The sequence below is a fragment of the Micromonospora sp. NPDC049048 genome (genome assembly GCF_043197615.1).
GTDB lineage: Bacteria > Actinomycetota > Actinomycetes > Mycobacteriales > Micromonosporaceae > Micromonospora.
This window is the reverse complement of sequence record NZ_JBICTM010000005.1, coordinates 196601-209773: the sequence shown is the minus strand read 5'-3', so window position 1 is coordinate 209773 and position 13173 is coordinate 196601. Positions and strand designations below refer to the sequence as shown.

General features: G+C 74.7%; 9 protein-coding genes. 4 read left to right on the top strand and 5 right to left on the bottom strand.

Annotated features, from left to right (window positions below):
• Positions 1–39: 39 nt before the first annotated feature.
• The gene (locus ACGFIG_RS17910; RefSeq protein ID WP_393004126.1) at positions 40–726 is read right to left on the bottom strand and encodes a metal-dependent transcriptional regulator; all 687 of its coding nucleotides are present in this window, start codon (positions 724–726) and stop codon (positions 40–42) included.
• Between the two features lie 97 nt (positions 727–823).
• On the opposite strand from ACGFIG_RS17910, the gene ACGFIG_RS17905 reads away from it, so the two are divergent.
• From ACGFIG_RS17905 to ACGFIG_RS17895, 3 genes are read left to right on the top strand one after another with little or no spacing between them, the layout of a single operon-like run.
• Entirely contained in the window at positions 824–1681 is an 858-nt protein-coding gene (locus ACGFIG_RS17905; RefSeq protein WP_393004124.1) for a sulfurtransferase, read from the top strand.
• A gap of 59 nt (positions 1682–1740) precedes the next feature.
• Positions 1741–2922 carry an acetoin utilization protein AcuC gene (locus ACGFIG_RS17900; RefSeq protein ID WP_393004122.1) on the top strand — a complete coding sequence of 394 codons (1182 nt, stop codon included), beginning with the start codon at positions 1741–1743 and terminating at the stop codon, positions 2920–2922.
• Positions 2923–2944: 22 nt separating this feature from the next.
• The gene (locus ACGFIG_RS17895; protein WP_393004120.1) at positions 2945–5500 is read left to right on the top strand and encodes a GNAT family N-acetyltransferase; all 2556 of its coding nucleotides are present in this window, start codon (positions 2945–2947) and stop codon (positions 5498–5500) included.
• Between the two features lie 116 nt (positions 5501–5616).
• On the opposite strand, the gene ACGFIG_RS17890 is transcribed toward ACGFIG_RS17895, so the two are convergent.
• Together ACGFIG_RS17890 and sigB are read right to left on the bottom strand one after the other, a co-directional pair.
• Entirely contained in the window at positions 5617–6024 is a 408-nt protein-coding gene (locus tag ACGFIG_RS17890; RefSeq protein WP_393004118.1) for a glyoxalase superfamily protein, read from the bottom strand.
• 99 nt (positions 6025–6123) lie between these two features.
• A complete protein-coding gene (sigB, locus tag ACGFIG_RS17885) occupies positions 6124–7140 on the bottom strand; it encodes an RNA polymerase sigma factor SigB (RefSeq protein ID WP_393004116.1) in 1017 nt (338 codons plus the stop codon).
• Between the two features lie 260 nt (positions 7141–7400).
• Here sigB and ACGFIG_RS17880 point away from each other — a divergent pair, with 260 nt between their 5' ends.
• Positions 7401–8189: a sporulation protein gene (locus ACGFIG_RS17880; RefSeq protein ID WP_393004707.1), complete on the top strand. Its 789-nt coding sequence runs from the start codon at positions 7401–7403 to the stop codon at positions 8187–8189.
• A gap of 70 nt (positions 8190–8259) precedes the next feature.
• Here the strand turns inward: ACGFIG_RS17880 and ACGFIG_RS17875 are convergent, their stop codons facing one another.
• Both ACGFIG_RS17875 and ACGFIG_RS17870 read right to left on the bottom strand, forming a co-directional pair.
• Positions 8260–9246 (bottom strand): helix-turn-helix domain-containing protein, encoded by a 987-nt coding sequence (locus tag ACGFIG_RS17875; RefSeq protein ID WP_393004114.1) that lies wholly within the window; start codon positions 9244–9246, stop codon positions 8260–8262.
• A 137-nt stretch (positions 9247–9383) separates the two neighbouring features.
• Entirely contained in the window at positions 9384–13082 is a 3699-nt protein-coding gene (locus ACGFIG_RS17870; protein ID WP_393004112.1) for a S8 family serine peptidase, read from the bottom strand.
• Between the last annotated feature and the right edge of the window lie 91 nt (positions 13083–13173).

Here is a 13173-nt window from a genome sequence, read left to right as displayed (position 1 = left end):
GTCGGCGAAACGAATCAGAACGGACGTCGGCGGGACGGGTCAGTGCGCGGCGACGAAGACGCGGGAGGCGATCTCGCGCGGCAACCGGATGCGGTCACCGGAGCGGTCGATCGACACCCCGTCGCGCTCCTGCGCCACCGTCACGGTCGCGCCCGGGTCGACGCCGGCGGCGTGCAGTTGCCGGAGCACGTCGGCGTCGGTCTGCACGCTCTCGCAGATGCGTCGCACCACGACCGGCCCCGACAGCCCGGGGAAGGCCAGGTTGCGCTCGCCGTCGACCGGGGCTGCGGTCGTCTGCTCCGGCGTGCCCAGCTGGTCCAGACCGGGGATCGGGTTGCCGTACGGCGAGCGGGTCGGCCGGTTCAGCAGGTCGTAGACCCGCTTCTCGACGGCGTCGCTCATCACGTGCTCCCACCGGCAGGCCTCCTCGTGGGCCTCCTCGTAGGGCATCCCGATGACGTTCACCAGCAGCAGCTCGGCGAGCCGGTGCTTGCGCATCACGGAGACCGCGTTGCTGCGACCGAGCGGGGTCAGCGCCAGGTGGCGGTCGCCCTCGACGGTCAGTAGGCCGTCGCGCTCCATCCGGGCGACGGTCTGGCTGACGGTGGGCCCGCTCTGCCCCAGCCGTTCGGCGATGCGGGCACGCAGCGGCGGAACCCCCTCCTCCTCCAGCTCGAGGATGGTCTTGAGGTACATCTCGGTCGTGTCGACCAGATCATGCTTCACGTCAGCGGACCTCCGGCCAACGATGCTACCTCGGCGTTCACCGAACGACCCACGGCGAACCGCCAGGTCCGTGCCGGGATGGTGTTGACTGGACGCCATGTCCGCCACTGGTGATCTCCTGGTCGAGGCCGATCAGCTCGCGGTCGAACTCGGCCAGGCCGCCCCGCCCACGCTGCTCGACGTCCGTTGGCGGCTCGCCGGCCCGCCCGGCCGGGAGGACTATGTCGCCGGTCACCTGCCCGGCGCGGTCTTCGTCGACCTGGACACCGCCCTCTGCGGACCGCCCGGCCCCGCCGGTCGCCACCCGCTGCCCGACCCCGCCGCGCTCCAGGACGCGCTGCGGGCCGCCGGCGTCCGCGCCGCTCGTCCCGTGGTGGTGTACGACGGCGGCGACGGCATGGCCGCCGCCCGCGCCTGGTGGACCCTGCGCTGGGCGGGCCACCGGCCGGTACGACTGCTGCACGGCGGCTTCCCGGCGTGGCTGGCCGCCGGGTTGCCCGTCAGCACGTCGGTGCCGACCCCGGAGCCGGGCGACGTCGAGGTGCGCCCGGGCGCGCTGCCGGTGCTCGACACCGCAGAGGCGGCTCGGCTGGCCGCGGCCGACGAGGGCGTCCTGCTCGACGTGCGCGCCGCGCCCCGCTACCGGGGCGAGACCGAGCCGATCGACCCGGTGGCCGGTCACATCCCCGGCGCGGTGAACCTGCCCGCCGGCGAGTACGTCGCCGAGGGCCGGTTCCCGGCCGCCGACGCGCTGCGCGCGCGGTTCGCCGCCGCCGGGGTGGACGACGACCGGCCGGTCGGGGCGTACTGCGGGTCGGGGGTGACCGCCGCGCAGGCCGTCTTCGCGCTGCACCTCGCCGGCCGACCGGACGCCGCCCTCTACGTCGGCTCGTGGAGCAACTGGGTCGCCGACCCGGCCCGCCCGGTCGCCACCGGCCCGAACCCGGCCGACTGAACGACAGGCCACGCAGCGCGTGCGTGGGTGTGTCCGGGCGCGCGTGCGACGATGGGGCCATGTCCGACGACACGGTGGTGGTGTGGGACGAGTCCCTGCTCGCCTACGACATGGGGGATCACCCCCTCGACCCGGTACGGGTGGAGCTGACCTTCGCCCTGGCCCGGGAACTGGGCATCCTGGAGCGTCCCGGGGTGCGGCTGGTCAAGCCGGAGCCGGCCGACGACGCGCTGCTGAGCCGGGTGCACGACCCGCGCTACCTCGCCGCGGTGAAGGTCGCCCCCCGCGACCCGCTCTTCGCCGGTTTCGGGCTGGGCACCTCCGACAACCCGGTCTTCGAGGGGATGCACGAGTCCAGCGCGCTCGTCGCCGGCGCCACGGTGGCGGCGGCCGAGGCGGTCTGGCGGGGCGAGGCCCGGCGGGCGGTCAACGTGGCCGGCGGCCTGCACCACGCCATGCCGGCCCGCGCCGCCGGGTTCTGCGTCTACAACGACCCGGCGGTGGCCATCGCCCGCCTGCTCGACCTGGGCGCCGAGCGGGTCGCGTACGTGGACGTGGACGTGCACCACGGCGACGGGGTGCAGCAGGTCTTCTGGAACGACCCCCGGGTGCTCACGGTCAGCGTGCACGAGACGCCGCTGGCCCTCTTCCCGGGCACGGGCTTCCCCGACGAGACGGGCGGGCCGGGCGCCGAGGGCAGCGCCGTCAACCTCCCGCTGCCGCCCGGGGTGGACGACGCCGGTTGGCAGCGCGCCTTCCACGCGGTCGTGCCGTCGGTGCTGCGCGCGTTCCGGCCGCAGGTACTGGTGACCCAGTGCGGGGCGGACGGGCACCGGCTCGACCCGCTGGCCGACCTGAACCTCTCCGTGGACGGGCAGCGCGCCACGTACCTGGCCCTGCGGGCGCTCGCCGACGAGCTGTGCGAGGGCCGCTGGGTGGCCACCGGCGGCGGCGGGTACGCGCTGGTCGAGGTGGTGCCCCGGGCCTGGACGCACCTGCTCGCGGTGGCCACCGGCGATCCGCTCGCCCCGGCGACGCTGACCCCGCCGGCGTGGCGGGAACTGGCCGCCGCCCGTCGCCCCGGCCGGCAGATCCCGCTGCGGATGACCGACGACGTCGACCCGGCGTACGAGCCGTGGCAGCCGACGGGGGAGCCGAGCGCGGTGGACCGGGCGATCGCGGCGGCCCGCAAGACCGCCTTCCCGCTGTTCGGGCTCGACCCGCACGACCCCCGCGACTGAGCCGGCCGGGGAGGGCCGAACGGTGACCACGGTGGACCAGCCGGTGGACGTGCTGCTCAGCGACGGCACCACCGTGCAGCTGCGGCCGATCCGTCCGTCTGACGGGCCGGGCATCGTGGCGATGCACTCGCGCTTCTCCGAGCGCACCCGCTACCTGCGCTACTTCTCCCCGTACCCGCGTATTCCCGACCGGGACCTGCAACGCTTCGTCAACGTCGACCACCGCGACCGGGAGGCGTTCGTGGTGCTGGTCGGCGACCGGATCGTCGCCGTCGGCCGCTACGAGCGCCTCGGCCCGCAGGCGCCCGAGGCCGAGGTGGCGTTCGTGGTCGAGGACGCCTACCAGGGCCGGGGCATCGGCTCGGTGCTGCTGGAGCACCTCGCCGACGCGGCCGGCCGCAACGACATCGCCAACTTCGTGGCGGAGGTGTTGCCGGCCAACGGCGCGATGCTGCGGGTCTTCTCCGACTTCGGCTACCAGGTGCAGCGGCAGTTCGCCGACGGGGTGGTGCACCTGACCTTCCCGATCGCGCCCACCGACGCGACGCTGGAGGTGCAGCGCGGCCGGGAGCATCGCACCGAGGCCCGCTCGATCGCCCGGCTGCTCGCCCCGCGCGGCGTCGTCGTCTACGGGGCCAGCGCCTCCGGGCGGGGCGTCGGCGCGGCGGTCCTCGGGCACCTGCGCGACGGCGGCTATCCCGGCGCGGTGGTCCCCGTGCATCCGAGCGCTACGACGGTCGCCGGGCTGCCCGCGTACTCCTCGGCGGCCGATGCCGGCGTGCCGGTCGACCTGGCCGTGGTGGCGGTCCCGCCGGAGGCGGCGACGGAGGTGGTCGCCGACGCGGCCGCCGCGGGCGTGCACGGCCTGGTGGTCATCTCGGCGGGCTTCGCCGAGGCCGGCGGCGAGGGCGCGGCCGCACAGCGCGCGCTGGTCCGCGCGGCGCACGCGGCGGGCATGCGCGTGGTCGGCCCGAACTGTCTGGGGGTGGCCAACACCGACCCGGCGGTACGCCTGAACGCCACCCTCGCCCCGCGGCTGCCGGTGCCCGGGCGGGTGGGCATCTTCAGCCAGTCCGGCGCGTTCGGGGTGGCGTTGCTGGCCGAGGCGGACCGGCGCGGGCTGGGCCTGTCCAGCTTCGTCTCGGCCGGCAACCGGGCCGACGTCTCGGGCAACGACCTGCTCCAGTACTGGCAGGACGATCCCGGCACCGACGTGATCATGTTGTACCTGGAGACCTTCGGCAACCCGCGCAAGTTCGCCCGGCTGGCCCGCCGGATCGGCCGGGACAAGCCCGTCGTGGCGCTCGCCTCGCCGGCCCGCCCGCCCGGCGTGGGCGAGGCCGCCGGCCCGGACGAGGTGGCGGTCGCCGCGCTGTTCGCCCACTCGGGCGTGATCCGGGTGGACACGGTCGCCGAGCTGCTCGACGTCGGGGTGCTGCTCGCCCACCAGCCGCTGCCGGCCGGGTCCCGCGTCGGGGTGGTCGGCAACTCCTCGGCGTTGACGGGGCTGGCGGCCACCGCCTGCACCGCGCAGGGCCTCACCGTGGCCCGGGGCTACCCGCGCGACGTCGGCCCCCGCGCAGGCGCGGCCGAGTTCGCCGCCGCGCTCGCCGCGACGGGCGCCGACGACGAGGTGGACGCGCTGGTGGTGGTGTTCGCCCCGCCGCTGCCCGGCCAGCTCACCGACACCGACGCCGACTTCACGGCCGCGCTCCCGGGCGCCTCCGCCGCCGGCAAGCCGACCGTGGCGACGTTCCTGGTCGGCCGGGCGCCCGCCGGGGTGCCCGCGTACCCGAGCGTGGAGGAGGCCGTGCGCGCCCTCGCCCGGGTCACCGCGTACGCCGAGTGGCTGCGCCGGCCCGCCGGGGTGCCGCCGGAGCTGTCCCGGGTGGACCGGGAGGCGGCGCACGCCGCCCTGCGCCCGGAGGCCCTCGATCCGGCGGGGCTGCTCGCGGCGTACGGCATCGACGTGGTCGAGTCGGTGCCGGCGCGTTCCGTCGGGGAGGCCGCCGACGCGGCGCGGCGGCTGGGTTTCCCGGTGGCCCTCAAGGCCGCCGACCCCGGCCTGCGGCACCGCCTCGACCTCGGCGCGGTCCGGCTCGACCTGCCCGACGCGGCCACGGTCCAGCGCGCGTACGCGGAGATGTCGGCGCTCTTCGGCGCGGACGTCCTGGTGCAGCCGATGGTGCCGCCCGGCGTGGCCTGCGTGGTCGAGCTGGTGGAGGATCCGGCGTTCGGGCCGGTGGTCGGCTTCGGGCTCGGCGGCGTCGCCACCGAACTGCTCGGCGACCGGGCCTGGCGGGCGGTGCCGCTGACCGACCTGGATGCCGCCGAGTTGGTCGACGAGCCCCGGGCGGCGCCGCTGCTGCGCGGGCACCGGGGCGCGGCGCCGGTGGACCGGGCGGCCCTGGCGGACCTGCTGCTGCGGGTGGGTCGGCTCGCCGACGAACAGCCCCGGGTCCGCGCGCTGACCCTGAATCCGGTGCTGGCCCGCCCGGACGGCATCTCGGTGCTGCACGCCACCGTCCGGATCGGTTCCGCCGTGGCCCGCCCCGACACGGGCCCCCGCCGCCTGTGAGGAAGATCATCTTCTCCCGACGGGGGCGGTGCGACCGGGGCCGGGGAGAGCCGCCGGTCGCACCGCGCACGGTCAGGACGCGGGGCTGCGGGAACGCCCGGCGGGCGGCGGAGCGGTCAGGCCCGGTCGGAGATCTGCTGCACGGACCAGGCGTTGCCGTCGGGGTCGGCGAAGTGGACGAAGCCGACGTTGTCCAGCGGGTCAGGCACCGGGCGGGGGTTCTCGCCGAGCACCTGGATCTCGCTGACCTCGACGCCGCGCTCGACGAGTTCCGCCCGCGCCCGGCGCAGGTCGGGCACGACCAGCTGGAGGCCCTTGAGGGAGCCGGGCGGCATCTCGGGCAGCGGCCCCCTGCCGATCACGATCGAGCAGCCGGAGCCGGGCGGGGTCAGCTGCACGAACCGCGCGTTCTCGCCGAACGTCCTGTCGTGGTCGACGGCGAAGCCGAGCTGGTCGGCGTAGAAGGCCTTGGCCCGGTCCACGTCGGAGACCGGCACGACCACCACTTCCAGTGTCCAGTTCATGGCTATTGGTAGCCCACCCGGCAGCCTGGATCAAGGACCAGCGCCCGCACGTACGCGAGGCCCCGGCGAACCGCCGGGGCCTCGCGTGGTCGGACGACCTCAGCAGGCGTACGCCTCCAGGCGCTGCGCCCGCTCCGGGTCACGCAGCTTCAGCAGGGTCACCTTCTCGATCTGCCGGATCCGCTCCCGGGACAGGCCGAACTCCCGGCCGACCTCGTCGAGGGTGCGCTGCCGGCCGTCGTCGAGGCCGAACCGGAGCCGGATCACGGCCTGCTCCCGCTGGGAGAGGGTGGACAGCACGATGCTCACCTCGTTGCGCAGCTCACCCTGCGCGGCGGCGTCGCCCGGCTCGGCGCTCGGGTCGACGGCGGCGACGAAGTCACCGAGCGCGCTCTCGCCGTCCTCACCGACCGCCTGGTCGAGGCTCACCGGCTCCCGGTCGTACGAGATCAGCTCGATCACCTGGAACTCCGGGATGTCCATGGCCCGGGCGACCTCGGCGACGGTGGGCTCGCGGCCCAGCGAGACGGAGAGCTCGCGGCGGGCCCGGACCATGCGGTTGACCTGCTCGACCATGTGTACCGGGATGCGGATGGTGCGGGCCTGGTCGGCCATCGCCCGGGTGATCGCCTGCCGGATCCACCAGGTGGCGTAGGTGGAGAACTTGTAGCCCTTGGCGTAGTCGAACTTCTCGACCGCGCGGATCAGGCCGAGGTTGCCCTCCTGGATCAGGTCGAGGAAGGCCATGCCGCGACCCGTGTAGCGCTTGGCGATGCTCACGACCAGCCGGAGGTTGGCCTCCAGCAGGTGGTCCTTGGCGGCCCGGCCCTGGGCGACGATCAGCTCCAGGTCGGCACGCAGCTCCGTCGAGACGGGGGTGCAGGTCGCCAGTTTCTCCTCAGCGAACAGGCCGGCCTCGATCCGCTTGGCGAGGTCGACCTCCTGGGCGGCGGTCAGCAGCTTCGTCCGACCGATCCCGTTCAGGTATGCCCGGACCAGATCCGTGGAGACGCCGCGCTCGTCGGTGGCGTCGAGGTCGGTCAGGGTGTCGGTGGCGCTCGCGGCCTCGGTGGTGCCGGCCGGGCGCGTCCGGTGCTCCGTCATCTGCAGGGCCATCTCAGTTTCTCCCCGTGTCCACGTCTGTGCCGTTGGTTCCGGCCCAGTGGTGCCGGTGTGACACACAGCTTGGCGGGCGGGGCGTGAAACGGGAGTGAGGCGATCGGAGACCCGACACGAATTCGGTTGCCGGCCTGCTCAGCGTGGGCGGCCGGTCGCCGAGCGCGCTGTTGCCGCAGGCGGTTACCGTGCCAGCGACCGGCCGGCACGGCCGGCGTCGCCGGCGACATCGGCGTACTGAACAGGTGATGGAGGATTTCGTGGTCTTCAAGCGGCTCATGCAGGCGATGGGTGTGGGTGGCCCGTCGGTGGAAACGGTGCTGGCCAACCCGAACTGCCGTCCCGGCGGGCAGTTGGAGGGCGTCATCCACGTCGCGGGCGGCGACCACCCCGTCGACATCTCCTACATCTCGCTGGGCCTGGTCACCCGGGTCGAGGTGGAGAGTGGCGACAACGAGTACCAGACCACACAGGAGTTCCACCGGCAGGCGGCGACAGGCGCGTTCCAGCTCGGCCCGGGGCAGCGCCACGACATCCCGTTCCGCTTCGACGTGCCGTGGGAGACGCCGCTCACCGAGCTGTACGGGCAGCACCTGCACGGGATGACGATGGGGCTGCGTACGGAGCTGGAGGTGGCCCGCGCGATCGACAAGGGCGACGTGGACGCCGTGGCGGTGCACCCGTTGCCGTCCCAGGAGAAGATCCTGGAGGCGTTCCTGCGGCTGGGCTTCCGGTTCGCCCGCGCCGACGTGGAGCGGGGCCACATCTACGGCGTGCGGCAGAGCCTGCCCTTCTACCAGGAGATCGAGTTCTACCCGGCGCCCCAGTACGCCCGGGGGATCAACCAGCTCGAGGTCACCTTCGTCACCGACCCGCAGCAGATCCAGGTGGTGCTGGAGCTGGACAAGCGCGGCGGCGTGTTCACCGAGGGCCGGGACGCGTTCGGCCGCTTCAGCATCGACCACGCCACCGCCGAGCGCACCGACTGGACGGCCCAGCTCGACTCCTGGATCAGCCAGTCGCTGCAGCGGCGCGGTCTCTTCTTCTGACGGCGGGCGGGCCCCGACGGGTGCGGCCGGCAGCGGCAGGCACGGCGAGGCGCCCGTTGCCCGCCGGCCGTCACGCCCAGCCGTGGCGTGCGGCGTGCCAGCCGAGCTGCATCCGGGTCTCCACCCCCGCGAGGTCCATCAGGTGGCGCAGGCGTCGCTGGAGCGTCCGCAACGACAGGTCGAGCTGGGCGGCGACGACCGGGTCGGTGAGCCCGGCCAGCAGCAGCGCCAGGATCCTCCGGTCCAGCTCGGTCGGGCCGTCGGCCGTGGGGCTCGCGCCGTCGTCGCCGGCGGGGGCGATCATCGCCGACGGGTCGAGCGGGTGGGCGTGCCGCCAGACGATCTCGAACAGCGCGTCCATCGCGGCGAGCAGCCCGGTGCGGTGCAGCAGCACCGCGCCGGGCTCACCGCCGGGCGTGGCGGTCAACGGCACCAGGGCCAGCTCCGCGTCGGCCAGGATCAGCTTGATCGGCAGGTGGTCGACGACCCGTATCTCGACGCCGTCGCGCAGCGACTCCAGCGTCTCGGCGACGACCCCGGGCTCGGCCAGCGTCGGCCGGTCGATCACCACCCGGAAGCGCACCCCCTGGCCGACCGCCGTCGACTCCACCGCGTTGGCGCCCGGTGGCACCGCGATGAACGGCGTCGTGACGAAACTGCGCACCTGCGTACGGGCGGCGTGCTGCACCTGCGCGAACCGGTGCCGGACGGCGTCGATTCCGCTGACCACCTCGATCAGCTCGTCGATGGAGCGCCCGGCGATCGAGGAGCGGTACTCCTCGGCGAGCCTGACCAGCGCGAGTTCCGCACTGTGCAGGGCGCCCCGCTGCTCGCTGATCAGCGCTCCGAGCGCGACGGCGGGCGGCGCCACGGAGAACTGCCCGTCCGGGCCGCACTTCACCAGGCCGCACGCCGCCAGGTGGGTCAGCGCCTCCTCGACCGTCGCGGCGGGCATCCGCAGGGCGTCACCCAGTTCGGCCACGCCGGCCTGGTCCCGCCGGACCAGCAGGCCGTAGACCGCCTCGTCCTCGGGGCTCAGACCCAACGCGCCCAGCATCGGTGGCTGCCTCCCTCTGCCCCCTGCGGCACGCAGAGTATGGGACACGCCGAACGGTCCCGACCAGCCCGGGAAGCCTGTCCGATCGTCGGGAAGGGCCCCGGGACGCGTACCGTCCCGGGGCCCCGCCAGCCATCTCACCGCAGGCCGTACGCCCGGATGAGCTCCTGCCGGATGCCGAAGCCGGCGTCCGTCGCGGCGCTGGCCCGCACCGACACGAAGCCGCCCGGCCGCTCCGGCAGGTCGAGCGAACCGGTCCAGTGGTCACCCGGGCCCTTGCGCAGAGTCACCTTCCGCCAGGTGGCGCCGTCGTCGTACGAGACGTCCAGCGTGACCGACGTGACCGTGCCGGTGCCGGTCCCGCCCGGCTGCGGCCCGGCCTTGACGCTGATCCGCTGGCTGGTGCCCGCCCGCACGTCGCCCCGCAGGTCGGTCTCCAGCGCGTAGTCGAGCTGGAGCAGCGCGAACGGGACGAAGTTGTCGGCGTCGTTCGAGCCGGAGACGAAGTCCCACTCGGTGTGCGTGCGCGTGGACAGCCGCCACCGCTCGGCCGGCCGCGAGGCGTCCAGCACCAGGCGGTACGGCAGCGTGCCGGCGGGCACCGGCACCCACTGCAGGTCCGAGCTCCAGGTGTTCTCGTCCACCAGCGTGTCGCCCTGGTAGAGCTTCAGGTTGGTCGGCACCGAGCCCCACTCCATGTTGCCGCCGTGCTCCAGCACGTCGTCCGACGGGCTCCAGGCCTGCACGTTCAGGGTCAGGTAGTCCCGGTAGCGGCTGTTGCGCACGCCGAACGCCCGGTTGAACGCCGGCCGGACGGCCGGCGCGAACCAGTCCAGCCTGGTCGTCGTGCCCCTGGCGTACGTGTTGAGGTAGGCCGTGTCGGTCCAGCCGCCCTCGTCGTGCACCTCGTGCCAGACCACGTCGGGCGTGACCCACTCGGTGCGGGTGCCCGGGTGCGACTCGGCCTCCGGGAAGCCGAACGAGGGGCTGAAGACCATGTCGTAGCGGTAGCCGGAGCCGGGGGAGTCCACGGCCGCGTGGTAGCGGGCGTCGATGCGGCCCAGGTCCCGCTGCCGGGGGTGGTAGACGAGCGGCCGGTCCGGCACCTGACCGGGGAAGACCCGGGCCAGGTCGTAGACGTAGCCGGCGTACGGGACCCCGGTGACGGTCAGCTTCCGCGGCCCGCCCCGGGTCGCGGCGATCAGCTGCCTGCCGGCGTCACGGTGCACGGAGGCGACGGGGATGGCGGACTCGCCGACGTACTCGGTGAGGATGCCGGCACCGTCGTTGACCACCAGCAGCAACTTCGCCCCGGCGGCCGTCGCGGCGGTGGCGCGCGCGACCGGGTCGACCGCGTCGCTGCGGGTCACCACCACGGCCCGGCCCTTGACGTCGAGACCGGCGTACGCGTCCGGGGCGCCGGTGCCCGCGTAGACCGGCCGCAGGGTCTCGGTGCCGGCGGTGACGGTGCTGCCGGGCTGGACCGTGGCGTCGATCGGGGCCCGGCCGGGGACACGCAGGCTCAGCATCGGCTCGCCCTTGCGCCACCGCGCCGCCATGGTGAACGAGACGGTGCCGGCCCGCTCGGTCGGCAGGACGTACAGGTCGTCGTAGCGCACCGGCAGCTGGTACGCCGCGCGGAAGTCGCTGCCGTCGGCGTACCCGACGGTGTAGTCGAGCTTGCGCTGCCGGTCCTCGGTGCGCTCCGGCGCGGCGGTGTCGAGCAGCCGTGCCCGACGCGCGTCCAGCACCACCTCGGCGCCCCGGTCGAGCACCGTCTCCGGGTCCACCAGCAGGGCGAAGCCGAGCCGGTCGGCCCGCTCGCCGGGGACGTCCAGCACCGCCTCCACCGTGTACGTACCCGCCGGCAGCCGCAGCGTCCGCTCACCGGCGACGGGGTACTGCCCGGGGTTGAGGTCGCCGGCCCGGTTCACCAGGACCATCGCGCTGGCCGGCTTGCCGTCCCGGCCGACCAGCCTGACCTTCAGGTCGTACCGCTCGTTCTCCTTGAGCAGCCCCAGCGCGGTACGGGTGACCGCCGTGCCGGTGCCGGCGTCGGTGCCGACCAGGTAGCCGGTCAGCTCGCCGTGCGCGTCGCCGCGCGGGTCGCCGGTCACCGCCACGTCGGCGCTGCCGCCCGCCGGTACGGTCACCGAGGAGGCGCCCAGCGCGAACGGCCCGCCGCCGGCCAGGGCGAGGTCGAGGGTCACCGCGGTGGTGCCGGAGTTGGTGAAGGTGACCGACCGGGTGACCGGGGCGTCCGTCGGCTCGTGCGGCCAGTCGAAGGTGCCGAAGAACGCCGACCCGGTGGCCCGTACGGTGCCACGGACCGCCGCCGCCACGTCCAGTCGGCCGGTGCCGACCTGGTACGGCCGGTAGTCGTCGGCCAGGCCCTTCGCGCTGCTCATCAGCGCGTCCTTGAGCTGCTGCCCGGTCCAGTCGGGGTGCCGCTGGGCGAGGATCGCGGCGGCCCCGGCGACGTGCGGCGCGGCCATCGAGGTGCCGTCCATGCTCTGGTACGCGCCCTCGCCGGCGGCCTGCTGCGAGCGGGCCGCGACGATGCCGACGCCGGGCGCGGCGAGGTCCGGCTTGAGCGCGCCGGTGCGGGCCAGTGGCCCGGTGCTGGAGAAGGGCGCCAGCGCGTCCTGCTTGTCCACCGCGCCGACCGTCAGCGCGCTCGGCGCGGTGCCGGGCGACCCGATGGTCTGCGGGCCGGAGTTGCCGGCGGCGACGACGAAGAGCGTGCCGTGCCGCGCGGACAGCGTCTCCACGGCGGCGGCCATCGGGTCGGTGCCGTCGGTCAGCGAGCCGTCGCCGAGGCTCATGTTGACCACGTCGGCCCCGGACTCGGCCGCCCACTGCATGCCGGCGATGATCCAGGAGTCCAGGCCGTAGCCGCCGTTGTCGAGCACCTTGCCGACGATCAGGTCGGCGCCCGGGGCGACGCCCCGGTTGTCGCCGCCGGAGGCCGTGCCGGTGCCGGCGATCGTCGAGGCGACGTGGGTGCCGTGCCCGTGGACGTCGGAGGTGTCCTCGCCCGGCACGAAGCTGGCCTTGTCGTCGACCTGGTCGACCAGGTCGGGGTGGTCGGGGTCGACCCCGGTGTCGAGCACCGCGACGGTCACCCCGCTGCCGTCGTACCCGGCGGCCCACGCGGCGGGCGCGCCGACCTGCGGCACGCTCTCCTTCAGCGCCGCCGTCACCCGGCCGTCGAGCCAGAGCTTCGCCACCCCGCCGCCGAGAGCCCGGACCGGCGCCGACGCCGTGGCGGGCGCGACGGCCGACCAGAAGGCGCGGGCCTGCTTCTTCTCCGTGGCCAGCGCCGCGCCGCCGACACTGGGCAGGTCGCGGACCAGCTTCGCGCCGCGCGGAGCCGCCGGCTTCGCCGTGCGGGCCTTCGCCGGGGTGTACGCCGCGATCAGCGGCAGCGTCGGGGTCTTCGCGTCGTCGTACCCCATCTCGATGAGGCCGGTGACGTTGAACAGCCGCCTGTCGAGTTTGTCGCCGTCCAGCAGCGGCAGCACCTCGTCGGGCAGCACGTACAGGTCGTCGCCGCGCTGCCGGACGCGTACGCCGCCGGTGGCGCCGTCGGGCCGGTCGACCTCGGCGGTGGCCTTGCCGTCGGTGAAGGTCGTCACCGTGACCACGTCTCCGGTGATCAGGGTGACCGTGTGGGTGTCCCGGGTGGCGGCCGGGGCGGCCGGGGGCGGCCCGGCCGCCGTGGCCGGCGTCTGGACCGCGGCGAGGCCGGCCGCGACCAGGCCGGCCGACGCGGCGGCGGCGGTCAGCCGCCGTCTCGCGTAGGCCCAGGTGAAGGGCTGTGAGGGGGATGACATGCGACGGTTCTACCGCCATCGCCGCGTCCCGTGAACAGTTCCCGTCGGCGGGGTTGCGCCACGGCGCGACTCCGCCACCGACCGGCTCCGG

Bases quoted from the DNA above. Each gene is read 5' to 3' on its own strand.
- ACGFIG_RS17905 (WP_393004124.1), top strand. From the start codon at position 824: ATGTCCGCCACTGGTGATCTCCTGGTCGAGGCCGATCAGCTCGCGGTC.
- ACGFIG_RS17900 (WP_393004122.1), top strand. From the start codon at position 1,741: ATGTCCGACGACACGGTGGTGGTGTGGGACGAGTCCCTGCTCGCCTAC.
- sigB (WP_393004116.1), bottom strand. From the start codon at position 7,140: ATGGCCCTGCAGATGACGGAGCACCGGACGCGCCCGGCCGGCACCACC.
- ACGFIG_RS17870 (WP_393004112.1), bottom strand. From the start codon at position 13,082: ATGTCATCCCCCTCACAGCCCTTCACCTGGGCCTACGCGAGACGGCGG.
- ACGFIG_RS17890 (WP_393004118.1), bottom strand. From the start codon at position 6,024: ATGAACTGGACACTGGAAGTGGTGGTCGTGCCGGTCTCCGACGTGGAC.
- ACGFIG_RS17875 (WP_393004114.1), bottom strand. From the start codon at position 9,246: ATGCTGGGCGCGTTGGGTCTGAGCCCCGAGGACGAGGCGGTCTACGGC.